This window comes from Streptomyces sp. TSRI0107, from assembly GCF_001905845.1.
Classification (GTDB): domain Bacteria; phylum Actinomycetota; class Actinomycetes; order Streptomycetales; family Streptomycetaceae; genus Streptomyces.
Genome location: NZ_LIVZ01000002.1, coordinates 341,090 through 361,238, shown reverse-complemented (window position 1 = coordinate 361,238; position 20,149 = coordinate 341,090). Strand labels below are relative to the sequence as shown.

Sequence of the window (20,149 nt, the reverse complement as noted above, 5' to 3'; positions counted from 1 at the left end):
CGCCTCCGTGAGGGGGCGATCTCGGCCGACCCGCCGTTCCCGCCCCGCCCGGTCCCATTCGTCCCTGGTTAACCGCTGGTTGCCGTGCTAACTTCGCTGGTCGGTCAGGCAGGCATACCGACTCAGGGGGAAAGTCGGTGGGGACAGGCGCGGGACTGGGCACAGCGGGCGAACCGGATGACGATGACGCGCGCGCCCGGGGCCTGGAACTTCTCTTACGGCTGACCGACGCGCTCTGCGAGCTGGGCTGTACGGCCGACCCGCAGGAGCGGATCCGGTTCGCCGAGGTCCTCGGTGACCATCTGACCAAGCAGGTCGACATCCGGGGCGTCAAACTGCGCGAGGACGCGGTGACGCTGGCCCGCGCCGCGCTGAACGCGCCGCACGGCGAGCGCGTACTCGTCACGGTGGTGAGGATTTTCGAGGGCGCCGCCGCGGCCGCCGAGTTCGACCGGCTCATCGAGGCCGCCGCCCCACCCGCCCTGAAACTGCCCGGCCCGCTCACCGCCCAGGACGAGAGCACCGCCCGCGCGTTATTGGCCAGAGCCCAGGGCGAGATCTCCGCCCGGCGCCTGCGCGACGGCCTCGTCGGCGACCTCAACGGCCTCCAGCTGCCCGCGGGACTCACCCCGGAACAGCTGTTCACCCACGTCCTCGAGTGGAACGTCCAGCCCGACGGACTGCCGCCCGCCGTGCTCCTCCTCGACCACGCCGCCCGGCTCACCCCCACCCACCGTGCCGCGCTCACCGTCTGGGCCGACGGCTGGGCGCAGCGCGCCGGACTGGCGGACGCGCTGCGCCGGCGCCGCGCCGAACGCCCCGCCGGCCCGGCCGACACCGACATCCCCCGCTGTCTGATCATCGCCGTCGAGCCCGCCCGCGACGGCTCCGGCGAGGTGGTCGTCCGCGCCTGGCTCAACACGGTCACCGGATACTGGGACCCGCAGCCCGAGGAGCCCGTCGTCACCACCCTGGAAGGCCTCGGCGCGGCCGTGGAGCGCGCGCTCCAGCAGGGAGCCCGGCTCTGGGCCGCCCAGTGGGCCCCCGACCCCGGCGGACGCGAGCAGCCACCGCCGTACATCGAGTTCGTCCTTCCGTACGACCTCCTCAACCACGATGTGGCCGGATTACGGCTGCGCTCCGGTGACGGGCGTCCACTCCCGCTCGGTGTGAAGTACGGGGTCCATCTACGCAGTCTGGAGCGCATGCGTACCGACGACGTCCTGGTCCGGAACCAGTGGCGGGAGCGCTGGCGCGCCCTGCGGCAGCACGGCGTCACCGTGCACGGGTGGAGCGAACCGGACGCGCAGCGGCTCGACGCGTGGCAGATCGCCCTCGCCGGGGAAGCCAGACATACGGCGGTGGTGTTGGACGCACCGGCCGACTCCTTCGCCCTGGAGGCGCTGAAGGCGGCCATAGCGGAGGGCATAGGGCTCGCGGTCTGGGACCGCAGGGGGGTGTTCGTGGCGGAGCGCAGGGAAGTGGTCACGGCCGTCTTCGCGTCCGTGCCGACGCCGGCGCAGATCCCGCGGGCCATCCACCGACTCCGCCAGAAGGCCGAAGTCGACAGCCAGCCGCATCTGCTGGGCCGGCATATCGCCTTCTTCTGGGATGATCCGACCCGCCCGGTCGACATCCAGCCCACCGACCACGACGACCTGGCCAGCTAGGAGGCACCGGCATGACCGTGCAGGAGCACACGGAACCAGGCGGCTGGCGCGTCTTCCACGCCACCGGCCGGGCGCCCGAGGTGCCGCCGGCCCTGCCCGAGCCGCCGCCCTGGCGCCGGTTCCGCGGCGGACCGCTGCAGCCCGCCCCGCCGGACGACCCGGAGGCCGCCGAGCGCCGCCTCGGCCCCGGCGAGATCACCCCGCAGCTCGGCCAGGACGAGATCGACACCGTCAACGCCGCCCTGCTGCTGCGCCGCCCGCTGCTGATCACCGGCCCGCCCGGCGTCGGCAAGTCCACGCTCGCCTATGTGATCGCCCGTGAGCTGGGGCTGGGCCGGGTCCTGGAGTGGAACGTGGTCAGCCGCACCACCCTGCGCGACGGCCTCTACAGCCACGACGCGATGGGCCGCGCCCAGGCCATCGCCGCCTGGCAGGCCGGACTGGGTGAGGCCGCCGCGGTCGAGTCCGAGGACAGCGAGGCTCAACTGCCCCCGGTGCTCGGGGACTTCATCACCCTGGGGCCGCTCGGCACCGCGCTTCTGCCCTACGATCGTCCCCGGGTGCTCCTCGTCGACGAACTCGACAAGAGCGACATAGACCTGCCGAACGACCTGCTGCACGTCCTGGAGAACGGAAGCTATGACGTCCCGGAACTGGTGCGAGACGCCGCGGAGGCCGCCCGCGTCCACACCGGCGACCCCGGCGGCCACGCCGTGGTGCGCGACGGGCGCGTCGAGTGCCGGGAGTTCCCGGTCGTGGTGATCACCAGCAACGGGGAGCGCGAGTTCCCGGCGGCCTTCCGCAGGCGCTGTCTCCCGCTGGAGATGCGCGTGCCCACCCGGGAGCAACTTCTGGCCATGGTGGAAGGACACCTCGGGGCTCGCCCCGAGGGCACCGAAGACCTGGTGAAACTGTTCGTCCAGCGGGTCCAGGCCGGGGGCACCCACTCCCTGGACCAGCTACTGAACGCTGTCCATATGACTACGGCGGGTGGTTTCCAGGGCGACGGTCACGGGCGTAAGCTCGTGGAAATGCTCCTCCGCGACCTCGCGAAGGGCCGCTGAATGAACGGCTTTCCCAGGGAGCGCGCATCCGGACTCGGCGACAGTGGCCCCGCCTCGGGCTCGTCGCCTCCTGTGGCGTACCCCGAGTCAGACGAGTTCGCGAGTGAGGACACAGGCGCGCTGCGCGACACCCCGGAACGCGACTCCCCGGGCCTTCCGCAGCCCTCCGCCGAGGCGGAACTCCCCCCGCGCTGGCAGGAGATCGCCGACGCCGTCTGGCTCGCCGCCTACTGGGACCGGCACGGCGGCCCGGCCGCACCGGGACGCGAGGGCGGCGGCGAGGCGCGCCCCGAAGGCCCCGTCGCCGAGGACGCCGCGCGCCCCCGCACACCCCCGGCCGACGACACCGAACCCCCCGCCGGACAGCCCGCCCCCGATCCCGCCCCTGCCCCGGACGTCCGCCGGCCGCGCGACCCCGGCCCGCTGTCGCCCCGTGAACGGCCGATGCCCCCCGCCGGGGCCTCGCCCGCCGGAGCCGGGCGCCGGTTACCCGTCCCCGATCCCGAGGGGCCGCTCACCCTGCACGTGGCGCGCCCGCTGCTGCCCGACACCGAGACCGCGCCGGCCTCGCCCGGCCGGCCGACGGCCCTGCTCGCCCGCGCACTGCACCGGCTGGCCCGGCGTGTGCCCTCCCGCGACACCCTGGAACTGGACGAGGAGACCACCGCCGAGCAGGGGGTCGTCGACGGCATGTGGATGCCCTTCCTGCGCCCCGCCCGGGCCTCCGCGTTCGACCTGGTGCTGCTCGTCGACGACGCCCCCACCATGCGGATCTGGGAGGACACCACCGCCCGCCTCACCGAGGCCGCCGAGCACAGCGGCGCCTTCCGCGGGGTGCGCGCGGTCCGGGTGAACGTGCCGCGCACCGGGAACGCCACCCTGCGCTGGGGCACCGGCCGTGCCCCCACCGACCCCGCCGAACTCCTCGACGGCCGCGGCGGCCGGGTCTTCCTCGTCGTCACCGACGGACTCGCGCACGGCTGGGCCGCGCCCGCCGCCGACGCCCTCCTCGGCCGGCTCGCCCAGGCGGGGCCCACCGCCCTGGTGCACCTGCTGCCGCCCCATCTGCGCCACCGCACCTCGCTCTACCCCCACCAGGCCGTCCTGGAAGCGGGGGGATTCGGCGCCGCCAACCGGGGCCTCGGCCACTGGGCGCCGCCCGGCGGCCCCGACCCGCTGCGCCCGCTGCCCGACGCGGGCGACGGTTCCGTCCCGGTGCCGGTGCTGTCCCTGAAGCCCGGTTCGCTGGCCGCCTGGGCGGACCTCGTCACCGGCGACCGCGGAGTGCGCCGCGCCCTGCCGGTCGTCCTCGCCGGCACCCTCACCAAGGGCGCGCCCGCGCCCGGACTGCGCGCGCCGCGCCTCCCGCGCGCCGCCGCCGGCGCCGTACGCCGCTTCTTCACCCTCGCCACCCCCGCCGCACGCCGCCTGGCCACCCAACTGGCCGCCGTACCCTTCGACTTCGACCTCGTGGAGCAGTTGCGGCGGCGCACCATGCCGGAGACCGGCCCGGACCACCTCGCCGAGATCCTGATGGGCGGGCTGATCGACTGGGACAGCGGCGGCGAAGGGCGCCCCGAGTTCGCCGAAGGGGTGCGCGAGGCGCTGCTCGCCACCACCACCCGCACCCAACTCGCCCGCACCGTAAGCCTGGTCGGGGAGCTGCCCGCGGCCGGCGAGCGCGGGGTCGCGCTGCGCGCCGCGCTCCGCGACCCGGTGGGCGCGCGGCTGCCCGACCCGTCCGAGCGGGCCTGGGTGCGCAGCGAACTGGCCGTCATGCGCGCGCTGTCGGGGCCGTACTCCGAACGCGCGAAACGGATCGAGCCCAACCTCGACCGGGCCGCCTCCGAGCCATCCGAACGGGTGCAGGCAGGCACATACTCCGGTTTGTCCGGAATTGCACCCGGTGAGGTGAACCACCACGGCGGCGAGGGATCATCCGGCGGCGGATCAGGCAGTGATTCAGGGGCGAACGTGCCCGATCCCCCTGATCCACCTGATCCACCTGGAGAACCTGTGCCGAGCCCGGTAACCGAAGCGACCCCACAAGAAGCCCCGGAGGCTGAGCCGCTCATGCAGAGCACCACGACCGCAACGCCGGCCCTTCTGGTGAACGTTCCCTTGCGGAACAACTCGTTCGTCGGCCGCCAGGCGCTGCTGAGGGCCGTGGAGGAGCAGCTGAGCGCCCGGGACACAGCGGCCGTGCTGCCGCACGCGTTGCACGGCCTCGGCGGGGTCGGCAAGTCGCAGCTGGCGCTGGAGTACATCTACACCCACCTGCACGAGTACAAGGTGATCTGCTGGATCCCGGCCGAGCGGGAATCGCTGATCCTCGCGGCGCTGGCCACGCTCGCCGCGCAGATGGGCGTCGCCCCGGCCGGCCAGGAGGGCGCCCCCACCGCCAACACGGCCGTGCCCGCCGTCCTGGAGGCCCTGCGCAGCGGAGCGCCGTACGACAACTGGCTGCTCGTCTTCGACAACGCCGAGGACGTCGAGGCGGTGCGCAACTACTTCCCCACCAGCGGGCCGGGGAAGGTCATCGTCACCTCCCGGAACCGGGCCTGGGAACGCGTGGCCACACCGCTGTCGGTCAACGTCTTCGAACGCGAGGAGTCGATCGAGCTGCTGCAGAAGCGCTCGCCCGACCTGTCCACCGAGGACGCCAACCGGCTCGCCGAGGCCCTCGGCGACCTGCCGCTCGCGGTGGAGCAGGCCGGCGCCTGGCGCGCGGTGACCGGCATGCTCGTCGACGAATACCTCGAACTGCTCGAACAGCGCAGCCCCGAGATCCTCGAACTCGAACCGGCACCCGACTACCAGGTGTCCGTCGCCGCCGCCTGGGACATCTCCCTGGAACGGATCCAGGAGAACAACCCCGGCGCCCGGCAACTGCTCGACATCTGCGCCAGCATGGCCCCCGAGCCCATCCCGAGGTCCATGCTGCGCGCCAGCCGCGGCATCAGCATCAGCCCCGAGGTCGACCCGCTGCTGCGCGAGCCGATCAAACTGAACCGCGCCATCCGCGACCTCAGCCAGTTCTCCCTGATCAAGGTCGACCCGCGGTCCGACACCCTGCAGATGCACCGCCTGCTCCAGACCGTGCTCCTCGGCAAGCTGGCCCCCGAGGAGCGCGAGCGGATGCGCAACGGCGCGCACCAGCTGCTGTCGGCGGCCAAACCCGGCAACTACGGCTCCTCCGCCGAATGGCGCGCCTACCAGGCGCTGCTGCCCCACGTGCTCGCCTCGCAGGCGCTGACCAGCACCGACCGGTTCGTGCGCGAGCTGGTCTTCGAGACCGTGCTGTTCCTCTACGTCTGGGGCGACCACGAAGGCGCCGCGAACTACGGCCGGCAGGTGTGGACCGCCTGGCTCGCCTCCTCCGGCGAGGAGGACATCTTCGTCATCCGCATGGCGAAGTCCTTCGCCTTCCTGCTGCGCCAGATCGGGCAGATCGCCGAGTCCATCCCGATCACCGAGCGGGCCCTGGAGGTCTCCCGCCGTATCGACGTCGAGCCGGAGGAACTCATCGACGGGCTCGTCGAGATGTCCGACGCGCACCGCTACCAGGGCCTGTTCTACGAAGCCCGTGACCTGGGCAAGGAGGCCACCGAGCTGGCCCGGTCGCTGTTCGGCCCCGACGACCCGACCACCCTGCGCGGTGCCCACAGCTGGGGCGTCGACCTGACCCTGTCCGGCGACTTCCGCGAGGCCCTGCCGCTGAACCAGGAGACCGCCCGGCAGCGCGAGCTGCTGTACGGCCCCACCAGCTACTTCACCCTCAACACCCTCAACGTGCTCGCGGTCGACATGCGGGAGGGCGGCGACTACCCGGGCGCTCGCGACTTCCAGGAGGACGTCTACCGGCGGGCGCGGAGCACTTTCGGCGAGGAACACCCGCTCACCCTGCGCATCGCCCGCAACCTCGCGGTCTGCCGGCGCCGCGACGGGGCGCTCGCGGAGGCGGCCAAGCTGAGCGAGGAGACGCTGCGGCGCTTCACCGCCCGGTACGGGGTCGACCACGCCGACTCCCTCGCCACGGAGGTCAACCTCTGCGTCGACCAGCGTCTCGCCGGGGAACTGGAACGGTCCCGGGCGCTGGGCGAGGACGCCGCGCGCCGCTACGCGGCCCGGCTGGGCGAGCACCACGCGTACACGCAGATGGCCAAGGCCAACCTGGCGGCCACCCTGCGCGCGCTCGGCGACCTCGACGCCGCGCAGGAACTGGAGGACGAGGCGGCCCGGCGGCTCACCGAGACGCTGGGGGACCGGTACGTGGTGACGCTGACCGTGGCGCTGGGCCAGGCCAACACGGTGTACGCGCGTCTGGACTTCGAGGGCGCGCGGGCACTCGACGAGGCCAACCTGCCGCTGCTGGCGGAGGTCGCGGGCGCCAATCACCCGCTGACCCTGGCCTGCACCGCGAACCTCGCCCTCGACCTGCGCGGACTGGGCCGCGTCGCGGAGGCGGACGAGCTCCAGCGCAAGGCGGTCGAGGGCTTCCAGCGGGTCGTACGCTCCGACCACCCCTGGCTGCTGGCGGCCCGTCAGCGCCGCCGGATCGAGTGCGACCTGGCGCCGATGCCGCTGTAGCCCGGACGGGTGACCGCGGTGACCGCGGTGACCGCGGTGACCGCCGCCCCGCCGCCCCGCCGCCCGCCGCCGGAAGCTCGGCGGGCGGCGGGCGGCGGCGGGCCGCCGTGGCGGTCAGCTCACTTCGGGAGCCGGGGCGGGGGCCTGCTGCGGAGCGGGAGCGGAATCCACAGGCAGCACCGGCCCCCGGTCGGGCTCGCGGGCGGCGAGGCGGCCGACCAGATACAGCAGGGGCTGCGTCAGCAGCGTCGTCGCCAGGGCCATGAAGACCAGCACCGTGTACAGCGGCGCACTCAGCAGGCCCGCCTGGTGGCCGGCGTTCAGGGCGATCAGCTCGGTCAGGCCGCGGGCGCTCAGCAGCACGCCCACCGTGCGCGCGTCATCCCGGCCCAGGCCGCTCAGCCGCGCCGCCACGGTGCCGCTGCCGACCTTGGTGACCACGGCCAACGTGGTCACCACCAGCAGGGTCAGCCAGCCCGCGCCGTCCACGCCCCGCAAGGTGACCGACTGGCCCGAGATCACGAAGAAGAACGGCAGCAGCAGCGAACCGACGTCGTGCAGCGGCCGCACCAGGTCCGGATCGAGCCTGCCGCCCCGCTCGCGCGGCACCACGACCCCCGCGAGCAGCGCACCGAAGATCACATGCAGTCCGAGCGCGTGCGTCACCCACGCCGACCCCAGCGCGAAGCCGATGAGCAGCGCCAGCCGCAGCGAGGGCTCCAGCCGGGTCCGCCACAGCAGCCGCCGCAGCAGCGGCCGGCCCCCGACCAGCATCAGCGCGGTGAACCCGACGGCGAGCAGCGCCCGCCACACCCAGCCGAGCGACTGGTCGTGCCCGCTGTCCAGCAACGCCCCGGCGAGCACCGTCCAGCCGATCACGTCGAGCAGTCCGGCGGCGGACATCGCGACCACTCCGGGGACGGTCGACGCCAGCCCGTTCTCCCGCACGATGGCGGTCAGCACCGGCACCGCCGTGATGGACAGCGCTATCCCCGCGAAGACCACCATGGAGGGCGTGAGGTGCCGGGGCATGCCCAGCCCGTGCAGCCAGTCCTGGAACAGCAGCGCACAGCCGCTGCCCACGGCCATGGGCACGACGAACGCGGCCACCGCCGTGATCACCGCGGTGCGGGCCCGGTCGCCGAGCAGCTTCAGATCGAGCTCGTACCCCACCAGGAACAGGAAGACCACGAGCGAGAACTGCGCGAAGCCCGTCAGCGCCGGTCCGATCGCGTCGGGGAAGAGGGCGTCGTACGCGCCCGGCGCCAGCGCGCCGAGCACGGTGGGGCCGAGCGCGATGCCCGCCGCCAACTGGCCGACGATGTACGGCTGTTTCAGGCGCCGGGCCAGCCAGCCGCCGACGTGGGCGGCCACCAGGATCAGGGCCGAGGCTCCTACGACATGCGCGATCAACGCGTCAGGGCTCACGGTGTCTCCCCGCTGTGCGGCCGTCGGGGCGGTCCTACTCTCAACTTCCCTACAATAATGGTGATTTGACGTCGTGGCGGGAGTCGTACACAGGCCTGGTCCGGGCTGACGGGGGGCACATGACAGCGGTCTTTCTCATCCAGGGCACGGGCGTACGCGAACCGGGCTTCCCCGTGTCTGCCGGGCGCGTGGCGACGGGACCGACCGCGCTGCGCGACGGACTACGTATCGTGCCGTACGACCGGGGAGGGACGCACGGCGCCACGCTCGCCGCCCAGGCGGCCCTGTACGACTGGCTGAATCCGTACGCTCCCCAGGACTTCCCGGCCGCACGCGGCGCCCACCGGAGTCGTCCGTGACCGGCCGCGCCGCACCGGGCCGGGTGCACGCCCTGATCGTCGGCATCGAGCGGTACGACGCCGGGGAGAGCTGGGACCTGCCCGGGCCCGCCCGCGACGCCGTCGCCTTCCACCGGCTGCTGCGCGCCGCCGGGGTGCCCGAGGACCGGCTGCGGCTGCACCTCGCCCCGCTGCCGCCGTACGTCCCCGACGTGCCGTACGCGCCCGCCGACCACGCCACCCTGCGCCGCGTCCTGGTCCGCGAACTGCCCGCACAGCCGGGCGACGTGCTGTGGGTGTGGTGGGGCGGGCACGGCGTGCTGGACCGGTCCGGCGGGCTGCGGCTGTTCTGCGCCGACGCCACCACCGCCGACAAGGTCGGCATCGACCTGGAGTCCGCACTCACCCGGTACGCCGGGGACGCCGTCCCCGGATTCGCCGAGCAGCTGTGGATCGTGGACGCCTGCGAGACCTTCGAGGAGGCCCTGAACTTCCGGGACCCGCTGCCCGCGCAGGCCCTGCCCGTGGGGCGGCGTGATCTCAAGCACCGGCAGACCGTGCTGCGCGCCGCGGGCCGCGGCCGGGTGGCGGCCAACGACCCGGTGCGGGCGACGGGGCTCTTCTCCGACGTCCTGCTGGGCCTGCTGGCGGAGCGGACCGCCGCACTGCCCGGGCCGCCCGATCCGGAGGAGTTGTTTCCCGCCGTCCGGGAACGCCTCGCAGCCCTCAGAAAGGAGGGGCGTACTCTGCAGCATCCCGAGATCCGGTTGCAGAGTGCGGAGCGTGTGGAGATCCTGCCGCCCACCGGGCCGTCCGGCGGGGAACGCGCCGCCTCGCCGCTCGTACGCGCGGTGGACGCCCTGCTCGCCTACCCGTTCATGTCCGATCCCGTCGAACGGCAGGCGCTCGTCGGTCAGTTGAGCACTCGCGTCACCGCGACGCTGCCCCGTCACACCAAGGCCCGGACGGACGCCACCGGTATCCTCAACACCCTCGCCCGGCGCCACCCCGGGGCGCTGTGGGAGCTGTACGACGCCGTCGTCTCCCTCGACGACGACCCGTCCCTCAAGGAGGAACTGGGGGCAGCCCTGGGCGAGTTGGATCAGCGGGGAGGCGACGTCCGAGGCAGGCGATGATCAGGTGGCGTGATCGTACGGTTTCAGATGCGGCCGGGAATGGCCATGATGGAACAGGACGCGGGGCATCGCGTGCCACCGCCGAGAAGGGGGACGCATCTTGCACCAGCCACCCGCACAGCGTGACGTCGAGGCCGCCGCCCGCGAGCCCAACCCCGCGGCGGGTGCCCATGTCTGGGAGTCGGATCTGACGGATCTCGCGGCCCTGCCCCTCGCCGCCGTGGACATGCTCACACCGCTGCGCCCCGACGCCCGCCTGCTCGCCGAGGTGCTGCGCTCGCGGAGCAGCATCCGGGGCGGCGAACCCCGCCCCGACCCCAGCGGCCGGGCCGAATAGTCCCGCCCCTCCCGACGGCAGGTCCGCCTGCCGCGGTTTCCCCTGCCCGCACACGACCGGAGGTCCCGGGAATGACCAGCGAGCCGCGCCCAGCCCCGTTCCGTATGCCCGAGCGGCTCTTCGCGGAGCTGGCCGCCGGGGGTGGCTCGGCCGAGGCGGTCGACTTCCTCGTCCGGGGTGAACGGGCCCGCCGGCTGCTGCTCCTGCGGACGCTGCTCGACCGGCTCGACGGGCTGTCCACGCCGCTGACCCCGGCGCGCGAGGCCTGGCAGGTGGTCAAGGAGGCGGCGGAGCGCGCGCCGGAGGCGGTCGACCGGCTGCTGGTCGCACCGACGACGGGTGGCTGGATCGCCCACATGCTGCGCCGGGTGCACGGTACGGCCATGGGGCCGCCGGTGTGGGCGGAGGCCGGGCACCTGTGCGCGCTGGCCGTCACCGCGTCCCTGCGCGCCGGTACGGACGCGGAGCTGCGGGTGGCGCTGACGGACGGCGGGCTGCATCTGCCGGGACTCGGGCTGGCCGTTCTGCCGGACGCCCGCCGGGGCACGGCCGTCGGGCGGGCGCGCGTACACACAGGCCTGCTGACCCTCTCCGGGCCCGGCGCGGACGGCCGTACGACCTCGATGACCTGCCGCCCCGCCACCCAGCCCCTCGCCACCGCCGCGACCGCGGGCGCGCCGGCCGGGGACCCCCGCTGGCTCCCCCTGCGCACCCTCACCCACCGCACCCCCGAGGGCGCCGTCGCGATCCCCCTCGACGACCTCGACCCCTACCGCGACCTCGACGACCCGATCCCCCCGGACCGGCTCGACGCGGAGGAGGCCGAGGCCTGGCAGCGGCTGTTCGAGGAGGCCGCGGCGATCCTCGCGGCCCCCGGCGGCAGCGGCCCCGGGCGGCTCGACCCGGCCTGGATACGCACGATCGTCCCCTGGGGGCGGACCGCCGTCACACCCCCCGCCCCGCCGACCGTGGTGGTCTCCGCCTCCAGCGGGGACTCGTTCGGCCTGATGGTGATATCCCGCCCGGCGACGGCCCTCGCCCTCGCCGAGACCCTGGTCCACGAGGTCCAGCACAGCAAGCTGGGCGCGCTCCTGCACCTCTTCCCGCTCCTCGACGACGACCGCGAGGAGCGTTACTACGCCCCCTGGCGCCCCGACCCGCGGCATCTGACCGGCCTGCTGCACGGCGCGTACGCCTTCACCGCCGTCGCCGGCTACTGGCGGGACCGGATGGCCGAGCCGCACCACGCCGACGTGGCCGCCTACCACTTCGCGCTGCGCCGCCTCCAGAGCCGTCTGGTGGTGCGGACCCTGCTGACCAGCGGCCGGCTCACCGCGCCCGGGCGGCGGCTCGTCACCGGACTCGCCCGCACCCTGGACGCCTGGCTGCGGGAGCCCGTCGCCCCGGACGCCCTCGCCCGGGCCCGCACGGCCGCCGCCCTGCACCGCACGGAGTGGAGGCTGCGCAACGTCGCGCCGGGGCCCGGCGACACACCCGCCCTGCCGCGGCTGCGGCCGGACCGGGAGCACTGGCCCGACCGGCGCACCCAGGCCTTCGCCGTCCGCCCCGCAGCCCCGCGCACCGCCGACGAGCACCTGGCCGCCGCCGACCCGGCCACCGCGCTCGCCCGGTACGCCGACGCCCTGGCCGGACACCCGGCCGATCCCCATCTGCTGGCCGGCTGGATCGTCGCCCGCGCCGCCCGGGAGCCCGGCCCGGCCAGCCGCCGCCTCCTGGCCCGTCCGGAACTGCTCCAGCCACTGCCCAGCGGCTGACCGCACAACGGCGAAACGCGGGTGAACACGCGCCCGAATGGTCAGGATGGAGGCATGGGATTCCAAGTCGACTCCGAGGCCGGGCGGCTCAGCCGCGTCATCCTGCACCGGCCGGATCTCGAGCTCAAAAGGCTCACCCCCAGCAACAAGGACGCCCTCCTCTTCGACGACGTGCTGTGGGTGCGCCGGGCGCGCGCCGAGCACGACGGGTTCGCCGACGTGCTGCGCGACCGCGGCGTCACCGTCCACCTGTTCGGCGACCTGCTCACCGAGGCGCTGGAGATCCCGGCGGCCCGCGCCCTGGTCCTGGACCGTGTCTTCGACGAGAAGGAGTACGGCCCGCTCGCCACCGACCACCTGCGCGCCGCCTTCGAGACCCTGCCCGCCGCGGAACTGGCGGACGCGCTGGTCGGCGGCATGACCAAGCGGGAGTTCCTGGAGGCGCACCCGGAGCCGACGTCGGTGCGGTTCCACGTGATGGACCTGGACGACTTCCTGCTGCGCCCGCTGCCGAACCACCTGTTCACCCGGGACACCTCCGCGTGGATCTACGACGGGGTCTCCATCAACGCCATGCGCTGGCCGGCCCGGCAGCGGGAGACGGTGCACTTCGAGGCGATCTACCGCCACCACCCGCTCTTCCGGGGCGAAACCTTCCATCTCTGGTCGGAGGGGCAGGCCGACTACCCGTCCACCATCGAGGGCGGGGACGTCCTCGTCATCGGCAACGGCGCCGTGCTGATCGGGATGAGCGAACGCACCACCCCGCAGGCCGTGGAGATGCTGGCGCACAAGCTGTTCGCGGCGGGTTCGGCGCAGACCATCGTGGCCCTGGACATGCCGAAGCGGCGCGCGCTGATGCACCTCGACACCGTGATGACGATGGTCGACGGCGACACCTTCACCCAGTACGCGGGCCTCGGCATGCTCCGCTCGTACACCATCGAACCGGGCGCCGGGGAGAAGGAGCTGAAGGTCACCGACCATCCGCCGGAGCACATGCACCGGGCGATCGCCGCCGCGCTGGGCCTGAGCGAGGTCCGGGTGCTGACCGCCACCCAGGACGTGCACGCGGCCGAGCGGGAGCAGTGGGACGACGGCTGCAACGTGCTGGCGGTGGAGCCGGGCGTGGTCGTCGCCTACGAGCGGAACTCCACCACCAACACCCATCTGCGCAAGCAGGGCATCGAGGTGATCGAGATCCCGGGCAGCGAGCTGGGCCGGGGCAGGGGCGGGCCCCGCTGCATGAGCTGCCCGGTCGAACGGGCGGCCGTATAGGGGGCGAGCGGGTGGCCGTATGACAGTCGAACGGGCGGCCGTATAGAAATTCTGGAGTTCGTATAGACTTCCATGGTCCTGTCCTCGCACCCCTGGAGCGCCCCATGGCGACAGTCCCGACCGCCCTCGCCGGCCGCCACTTCCTCAAGGAGATCGACTTCTCCGAGGAGGAGTTCCGCGGTCTGATCGAGCTGGCCGCCGAGCTGAAGGCCGCCAAGAAGGCCGGGACCGAGACCCAGTACCTGCGGGGCAGGAACATCGCCCTGATCTTCGAGAAGACCTCCACCCGCACCCGCTGCGCCTTCGAGGTCGCCGCCGCCGACCAGGGCGCCTCCACGACCTACCTGGACCCCTCCGGCTCGCAGATCGGGCACAAGGAGTCCGTGAAGGACACCGCCCGCGTCCTCGGCCGGATGTTCGATGCCATCGAGTACCGCGGCGACAGCCAGGCCGGCGTCGAGGAGCTGGCGGCGTACGCGGGCGTGCCGGTCTACAACGGTCTCACCGACGACTGGCACCCCACCCAGATGCTCGCCGACGTGCTCACCATGACCGAGCACACCAGCAAGCCGATCAAGGAGATCGCCTTCGCCTACCTCGGCGACGCCCGCTTCAACATGGGCAACTCCTACCTGGTCACCGGCGCCCTGCTCGGCATGGACGTGCGGATCGTCGCCCCGAAGTCCTACTGGCCCGCCGAGGACGTCGTCGACCGCGCCCGCGCGCTCGCCGAGACCAGCGGCGCCCGGATCACCCTCACCGAGTCAGTCGAGGAGGGTGTGCGCGGCGCCGACTTCGTCGCCACCGACGTCTGGGTCTCCATGGGCGAGCCCAAGGAGGTCTGGGACGAGCGGATCGCCGCCCTCGCCCCCTACGCGGTCACCATGGACGTGCTGCGCGCCACCGGAAACCCGGACGTGAAGTTCCTGCACTGCCTGCCCGCCTTCCACGACCTGGGCACCAAGGTCGGCCGGGAGATCCACGAGACGCACGGCCTGGACTCCCTGGAGGTCACCGACGAGGTCTTCGAGTCGGCGCACTCCGTCGTCTTCGACGAGGCCGAGAACCGCCTGCACACGATCAAGGCCGTGCTGGTCGCCACCCTGGCCTGACGACCAGGCCTTATGCTGTCCGGCGGCCCGGAGCCACCCCTTCCGAGGCCGCCGCGCGCCCCCACCGTGGCGCACCCCGTCCCAGAAACGAGCACCACCCGCATGCCCCGCATCAAGCCCCCCGCCCTCCTGGTGGCCGAAGCCGGCACCGACCTCGAGGGCCACGGCCTCCGTCGCACGATGGGCCTCTTCCAGCTGATCTGCTTCGGCGTCGGCGCGATCGTCGGCACCGGCATCTTCGTCGGCCTCTCCGACTCGGTCGCCCAGGCCGGCCCGGCCGTCGTCGTCTCCTTCGTCCTCGCCGCGATCACCTGCGTGTTCACCGCGTTCGCCTTCGCCGAGCTGGGCGGCGCGATCCCGGTCTCCGGCTCCTCGTACTCCTTCGCCTACGCCGGACTCGGCGAGACCACCGCGTTCCTCGTCGGCTGGTGCCTGCTCCTGGAGTACGGCGTGTCGGTGTCCGCGGTCGCGGTCGGCTGGAGCCAGTACGTCAACGAACTCCTCGACAGCCTCATCGGCCGGCAGCTGCCCGCCGCGCTCTCGTCGAGCCCCGGCGACGGCGGCGTCGTCAACCTCCCGGCCGTCCTGGTCATCGCCATGGCCGCGGTGCTGCTGGTGCGCGGCGTGCGCGAGAGCGCCCGCGCCACCGCCGCCATGGCCGTCCTCAAGCTGGCCATCCTCGTCGCCTTCTGCGCGATCGGCTTCAGCGCCTTCAAGGACGGCAACCTGGTGCCGTTCGCGCCCGCCGGGATCGCCGGGATCGGCGCGGGCACCACGGCCGCCTTCTTCTCGTACATCGGCTTCGACGCGATCACCACGGCCGGCGAGGAGGCGAAGAACCCGCGCCGGGACATCCCGGTCGCCATCCTGGTCTGCATCGGCGTGGTCACCGTGCTGTACTGCGCGGTCGCGCTGGCCGCCATCGGCGCCCTCGGCGGCGACGAGGTCGGCGGCCGGCCCGCCGCGCTGTCCCACGTCGTCGACGAGGTCACCGGCTCCGGTGTCGGCGGCGGGATCATCGCCTTCGGCGCGGTCGTCGCGATCGCCTCGGTGGTGCTCGCCGTGATGTACGGCCAGAGCCGCATCCTGATGTCCATGTCCCGGGACGGACTGATCCCGGGCGTCTTCGAGAAGGTCTCCCCGCGCACCGCGACGCCCGTCGCCGGCACCCTGGTCATCGCGGTCGTCTTCGCCGTCCCGGCGGCCTTCTCCTCGCTGGACGCCGTGGTCAACCTGTGCACGATCGGCACGCTCGCCGTCATGGCCGCCGTCAACATCGCGGTGATCGCCCTGCGCCGCCGCGAGCCCGACCTGCCCCGCACCTTCCGGGTGCCGCTCTACCCCGTGCTGCCGGTGCTCGGCGTCGGCTTCTGCCTCTACCTGATGTACGAGACCGGCTGGACGACCTGGCTCCAGTTCGCCGTCTTCCTGGCCGTCGGACTCCTGGTCTACCTCGGCTACGGCCGCCGCAAGTCGCGGCTCGCGCGGGTCACGCCGGACGCGGACCCCGCTGACGCGGTACCGCAGCCAGTCTGAACCACACCGCCTTGCCGGACTCGGTGGGGCGGTGACCGCATGCCGAGCTGAGGGCGCGGATCAGCAGCAGCCCGCGCCCGTGCTCCTGCCAGGGGTCGGGCATGCCGGCGGCCGGACGCGTGAGGTCGCCGGGCGGCGCCGGGTCCGGGTCGTGCACCTCGACCTTGCAGCCGGTCGGCTGCAGCTCGACCACCAGCTCTATCGGGGCGCCCCCGGAGGTGTGCTCCACGGCGTTCGCCACCAGCTCCGCGGTCAGCAGCTCGGCGGTGTCGGTGTCGCTGCCGTGCTCGAGCTCGGCCAGCGCGGTACGGACCAGCGCGCGCGCCACGGGCACGGCCGCGGCGGAGTGCGGCAGTGCGACGCGCCAGGAGGCGGGGGCTGAGGGTTCGTACAAGGCGAGTCCGTTCATGGCGCAGGCTTCCTGAGGCCGGACACAGGCGCTCCTGCTTTCAACTTCGAGAATGGTACGGGTCGGCCCGGCGGAGTCCTCAGGCGGGCAACCGTCCGGCACCCGGCGGCCTACCCACCGCAACGGCCCGCCGTGCGCGACTGCTCCCGCCGTTACCGCCCTGTCGACGACTGGACGACGATCGGTCACACGGTGACATCTGCCCGGCCGCCGTATCGCGTACTCATGACGGCAGTCACATATGAGTGATAACTTCGTAGGGCACCCTCCCGTCTCCGAGGAGGCCGCCCCGCCATGAGTCCCTTCACCGGCTCCGCCGCCCGCACCCCCCGCTGGCAGCACCTGCGCGTAGACCTCGCCGACGGCGTCGCCACCGTCACCCTCGCCCGCCCCGACAGACTCAACGCGCTCACCTTCGGCGCCTACGCCGACCTGCGGGACCTGCTCGCCGAGCTGTCCCGGGAGCGGGCCGTGCGCGCGCTGGTGCTCGCGGGGGAGGGGCGCGGCTTCTGCTCCGGCGGCGACGTCGACGAGATCATCGGCGCCACGCTCGCCATGGACACCGCCCGGCTCATCGACTTCAACCGGATGACCGGCCAGGTCGTCAGGGCGATCCGGGAGTGCCCGTTCCCCGTGATCGCGGCGGTGCACGGCGTGGCCGCCGGCGCCGGCGCGGTCCTCGCCCTGGCCGCCGACTTCCGCGTCGCCGACCCCACCGCCCGCTTCGCCTTCCTCTTCACCAAGGTCGGCCTCTCCGGCGGTGACATGGGCGCGGCGTATCTGCTGCCGAGGGTCGTCGGCCTCGGACACGCGACCCGGCTGCTGATGCTGGGTGAGCCGGTGCGCGCGCTGGAGGCCGAGCGGATCGGCCTGCTCAGCCAACTGACGGAGGAGGGCAAGGCAGACGAGTCCGCCCGAGCTCTCGCCCGCCGCCTGGCCGAGGGCCCGGCCCTGGCGTACGCCCAGACCAAGGCCCTCCTGACGGCGGAACTGGACATGCCCCTGGCGGCGGCGGTGGAACTGGACGCCTCGACCCAGGCCCTGCTGATGACCGGCGAGGACTACGCCGAGTTCCACGCGGCGTTCACGGAAAAGCGCCCGCCCAAATGGCGGGGGCGGTAACCGTGCCGACCTCAGGGGCGCGGGGAACTGCGCGAGAAACCACAGACAGCCCGCACCCGCCCGACGAGACCGGCCACCCCCTACGCGTAGCGATCGTGGGCGGCGGCCCCGGCGGCCTCTACGCCGCCGCCCTGCTGAAACGCCTCGACCCCCGCCGCACCGTCACCGTCTGGGAACGCAACACCCCCGACGACACCTTCGGCTTCGGCGTCGTCCTCTCCGACGAGACCCTCGGCGGCATCGAGCACGCCGACCCCGCCGTCCACGAGGCGATGCGGCGCCACTTCGTCCGCTGGGACGACATCCACATCGTCCACCGGGGCACCCGCCACACCTCCGGAGGACACGGCTTCGCCGCCCTCGGCAGGCGGCGCCTCCTGGAGATCCTCCACCAGCGCTGCCGCGACCTCGGCGTCGAGCTGCGCTTCCGGTCCGAGGCGCCGTACCCGGCCTGGCTGGCGGAGACCCACGACCTGGTCATCGCCGCCGACGGCGCGGGCAGCACCACCCGCGAGGCCTACGCGCACGTCTTCCGGCCCCAGATCACCGCCCACCGCTGCCGCTACATCTGGCTCGCCGCCGACTTCCCCTTCGACGCCTTCCGCTTCGAGATCGCCGAGACCGAGCACGGCGTGATGCAGCTGCACGGCTACCCGTACGCGGACGACGCCTCCACCGTGATCGTCGAGATGCGCGAGGAGGTGTGGCGCGCCGCCGGTCTCGACCTCGTCGACGAGCAGGAGTCCGTCGACCGCTGCGCCAAGATCTTCTCCGACGCCCTGCGCGGCCGGCCCCTGCGGTCCAACAAGTCGGCCTGGACCACCTTCCGCACGGTCGTCAACGACCGCTGGTCCGCGGGCAACGTCGTCCTCCTCGGCGACGCCGCCCACACCGCGCACTTCTCCATCGGCTCCGGCACCAAACTCGCCGTCGAGGACGCCCTCGCCCTGGCCGCCTGCCTGGAGGAACAGCCGGACCTGCGCAGCGCGCTCACCGCCTACGAGGAGGAACGCAAACCCGTCGTCGCCTCCACCCAGCGGGCCGCCCGCGCCAGCCTGGAGTGGTTCGAGGAGCTGCGGCACCACCTGGGCCAGCCGCCCCGCCGGTTCGCCTTCAACCTGCTCACCCGCAGCCGCCGCGTCACCCACGACAACCTGCGGCTGCGCGACCCGCGCTTCACCGAGGCCGTGGAACGCGAGTTCGGCTGCCCGCCCGGCACGCCCCCGATGTTCACCCCGTTCCGGATGCGCGGGCTGACCCTGCGCAACCGGGTGGTCGTCTCGCCGATGGACATGTACTCGGCGGTCGACGGCCTCCCCGGCGACTTCCACCTCGTCCACCTGGGCGCCCGGGCGCTCGGCGGCGCCGGGCTGGTGATGACCGAGATGGTGTGCGTCAGCGAGGAGGGCCGCATCACCCCTGGCTGCGCCGGGCTCTACACCGGCAAGCAGGCCGAGGCCTGGAAGCGGATCACCGACTTCGTGCACCGGCAGGCGCCCGGCACGGCGATCGGCGTCCAGCTCGGCCACTCCGGGCGCAAGGGCTCGACGAAGCCGATGTGGGAGGGCATGGACGAGCCGCTGCCCGACGGCAACTGGCCGCTGGTCGCCGCCTCCCCGCTGCCGTACAAGCCGGGCAGCCAGACGCCGCGGCAGCTGTCCCGGGCCCAGCTCACCGATCTGCGCGAGCAGTTCGCGGCGGCCGCCTGCCGCGCCGCCCGCGCCGGGTTCGACCTGCTCGAACTGCACTGCGCGCACGGCTATCTGCTCTCCGGCTTCCTCTCCCCGCTCACCAACCGGCGCACCGACGCCTACGGCGGCTCGCTGGAGAGACGGCTGCGCTTCCCGCTGGAGGTCTTCGACGCCGTACGCGCCGTGTGGCCCGAGGAACGGCCCATGACCGTGCGGATCTCCGCCACCGACTGGGCGCGGGGCGGCACCACCGCCGAGGACGCCGTCGCGATCGCCCGCGCCTTCGCCGCGCACGGCGCCGACGCGATCGACGTGTCGACCGGGCAGGTGGTGGCCGAGGAGCGGCCGGAGTTCGGGCGGTCGTACCAGACGCCGTTCGCCGACCGTATCCGGCACGAGGCCGGTGTGCCGGTGATCGCGGTCGGCGCGATCTCCTCCTGGGACGACGTCAACTCCCTCGTGCTGGCCGGACGCGCCGACCTGTGCGCGCTGGCCCGCCCGCATCTGTACGACCCGCACTGGACGCTGCACGCCGCCGCCGAGCAGGGCTACGACGGTCCGGGCGCCGTCTGGCCGGCCCCGTACCGGGCGGGCAGCAGACGCCCCCGGACCGGGCGCACCGACGCGCCCAAGCCCCGTCTCACGCTCGGGAGCTGAGGTTCC

General features: G+C 73.4%; 14 protein-coding genes. 12 read left to right on the top strand and 2 right to left on the bottom strand.

Translation table 11 applies throughout. The features are described 5' to 3' along the window. Positions 1 to 137: 137 nt before the first annotated feature. The 3 genes from AMK31_RS05760 to fxsT all read left to right on the top strand — a co-directional run bounded on the left by AMK31_RS05760 (position 138) and on the right by fxsT (position 7,324). Positions 138 to 1,670: a VMAP-C domain-containing protein gene (locus tag AMK31_RS05760; protein ID WP_073939276.1), complete on the top strand. Its 1,533-nt coding sequence runs from the start codon at positions 138 to 140 to the stop codon at positions 1,668 to 1,670. Positions 1,671 to 1,681: 11 nt separating this feature from the next. Continuing rightward, the gene (locus tag AMK31_RS05755) at positions 1,682 to 2,734 is read left to right on the top strand and encodes an AAA family ATPase (protein WP_073939275.1); all 1,053 of its coding nucleotides are present in this window, start codon (positions 1,682 to 1,684) and stop codon (positions 2,732 to 2,734) included. Between the two features lie 72 nt (positions 2,735 to 2,806). After that, positions 2,807 to 7,324: an FxSxx-COOH system tetratricopeptide repeat protein gene (gene fxsT, locus AMK31_RS05750; protein WP_443333939.1), complete on the top strand. Its 4,518-nt coding sequence runs from the start codon at positions 2,807 to 2,809 to the stop codon at positions 7,322 to 7,324. A 114-nt stretch (positions 7,325 to 7,438) separates the two neighbouring features. Here fxsT and AMK31_RS05745 read toward each other — a convergent pair whose 3' ends face one another. Continuing rightward, positions 7,439 to 8,752 (bottom strand): cation:proton antiporter, encoded by a 1,314-nt coding sequence (locus AMK31_RS05745; RefSeq protein ID WP_073939273.1) that lies wholly within the window; start codon positions 8,750 to 8,752, stop codon positions 7,439 to 7,441. 119 nt (positions 8,753 to 8,871) lie between these two features. On the opposite strand from AMK31_RS05745, the gene AMK31_RS39575 reads away from it, so the two are divergent. The 7 genes from AMK31_RS39575 to AMK31_RS05715 all read left to right on the top strand — a co-directional run bounded on the left by AMK31_RS39575 (position 8,872) and on the right by AMK31_RS05715 (position 16,264). Then, a complete protein-coding gene (locus AMK31_RS39575) occupies positions 8,872 to 9,111 on the top strand; it encodes a hypothetical protein (protein WP_107468529.1) in 240 nt (79 codons plus the stop codon). Further along, the gene (locus AMK31_RS05740; protein ID WP_073939272.1) at positions 9,108 to 10,226 is read left to right on the top strand and encodes an effector-associated domain 2-containing protein; all 1,119 of its coding nucleotides are present in this window, start codon (positions 9,108 to 9,110) and stop codon (positions 10,224 to 10,226) included. The genes AMK31_RS39575 and AMK31_RS05740 overlap by 4 nt, the downstream gene beginning before the upstream one ends. A 100-nt stretch (positions 10,227 to 10,326) precedes the next feature. After that, on the top strand, positions 10,327 to 10,563 hold the full coding sequence (locus tag AMK31_RS05735) for a hypothetical protein (protein WP_073939271.1): 237 nt from the start codon (positions 10,327 to 10,329) through the stop codon (positions 10,561 to 10,563). A gap of 71 nt (positions 10,564 to 10,634) precedes the next feature. Beyond that, complete coding sequence (locus AMK31_RS05730; RefSeq protein ID WP_073939270.1) at positions 10,635 to 12,338, top strand: HEXXH motif domain-containing protein; 1,704 nt, start codon at positions 10,635 to 10,637, stop codon at positions 12,336 to 12,338. Between the two features lie 54 nt (positions 12,339 to 12,392). Continuing rightward, positions 12,393 to 13,616, top strand: coding sequence for an arginine deiminase (locus AMK31_RS05725; RefSeq protein ID WP_073939269.1), 1,224 nt, complete (start codon positions 12,393 to 12,395; stop codon positions 13,614 to 13,616). Between the two features lie 104 nt (positions 13,617 to 13,720). Next, on the top strand, positions 13,721 to 14,728 hold the full coding sequence (argF, locus tag AMK31_RS05720) for an ornithine carbamoyltransferase (protein WP_073939268.1): 1,008 nt from the start codon (positions 13,721 to 13,723) through the stop codon (positions 14,726 to 14,728). A gap of 102 nt (positions 14,729 to 14,830) precedes the next feature. Then, positions 14,831 to 16,264: an amino acid permease gene (locus AMK31_RS05715; RefSeq protein WP_073939267.1), complete on the top strand. Its 1,434-nt coding sequence runs from the start codon at positions 14,831 to 14,833 to the stop codon at positions 16,262 to 16,264. On the opposite strand, the gene AMK31_RS05710 is transcribed toward AMK31_RS05715, so the two are convergent. After that, entirely contained in the window at positions 16,218 to 16,673 is a 456-nt protein-coding gene (locus AMK31_RS05710; RefSeq protein ID WP_073939266.1) for an ATP-binding protein, read from the bottom strand. The two genes, AMK31_RS05715 and AMK31_RS05710, sit on opposite strands and share 47 nt — an antisense overlap. A 294-nt stretch (positions 16,674 to 16,967) precedes the next feature. On the opposite strand from AMK31_RS05710, the gene AMK31_RS05705 reads away from it, so the two are divergent. Further along, the gene (locus AMK31_RS05705; RefSeq protein WP_073939265.1) at positions 16,968 to 17,795 is read left to right on the top strand and encodes an enoyl-CoA hydratase family protein; all 828 of its coding nucleotides are present in this window, start codon (positions 16,968 to 16,970) and stop codon (positions 17,793 to 17,795) included. Then, the gene (locus AMK31_RS05700; protein WP_079186704.1) at positions 17,780 to 20,143 is read left to right on the top strand and encodes a bifunctional salicylyl-CoA 5-hydroxylase/oxidoreductase; all 2,364 of its coding nucleotides are present in this window, start codon (positions 17,780 to 17,782) and stop codon (positions 20,141 to 20,143) included. Before AMK31_RS05705 ends, AMK31_RS05700 begins: the two co-directional genes overlap by 16 nt. Positions 20,144 to 20,149 lie beyond the last annotated feature (6 nt).

Bases quoted from the DNA above. Each gene is read 5' to 3' on its own strand.
- AMK31_RS05755 (WP_073939275.1), top strand. From the start codon at position 1,682: ATGACCGTGCAGGAGCACACGGAACCAGGCGGCTGGCGCGTCTTCCAC.
- AMK31_RS05725 (WP_073939269.1), top strand. From the start codon at position 12,393: ATGGGATTCCAAGTCGACTCCGAGGCCGGGCGGCTCAGCCGCGTCATC.
- AMK31_RS05715 (WP_073939267.1), top strand. From the start codon at position 14,831: ATGCCCCGCATCAAGCCCCCCGCCCTCCTGGTGGCCGAAGCCGGCACC.
- AMK31_RS05730 (WP_073939270.1), top strand. From the start codon at position 10,635: ATGACCAGCGAGCCGCGCCCAGCCCCGTTCCGTATGCCCGAGCGGCTC.
- argF (WP_073939268.1), top strand. From the start codon at position 13,721: ATGGCGACAGTCCCGACCGCCCTCGCCGGCCGCCACTTCCTCAAGGAG.
- AMK31_RS05705 (WP_073939265.1), top strand. From the start codon at position 16,968: ATGAGTCCCTTCACCGGCTCCGCCGCCCGCACCCCCCGCTGGCAGCAC.
- AMK31_RS39575 (WP_107468529.1), top strand. From the start codon at position 8,872: ATGACAGCGGTCTTTCTCATCCAGGGCACGGGCGTACGCGAACCGGGC.
- AMK31_RS05710 (WP_073939266.1), bottom strand. From the start codon at position 16,673: ATGAACGGACTCGCCTTGTACGAACCCTCAGCCCCCGCCTCCTGGCGC.
- AMK31_RS05700 (WP_079186704.1), top strand. From the start codon at position 17,780: ATGGCGGGGGCGGTAACCGTGCCGACCTCAGGGGCGCGGGGAACTGCG.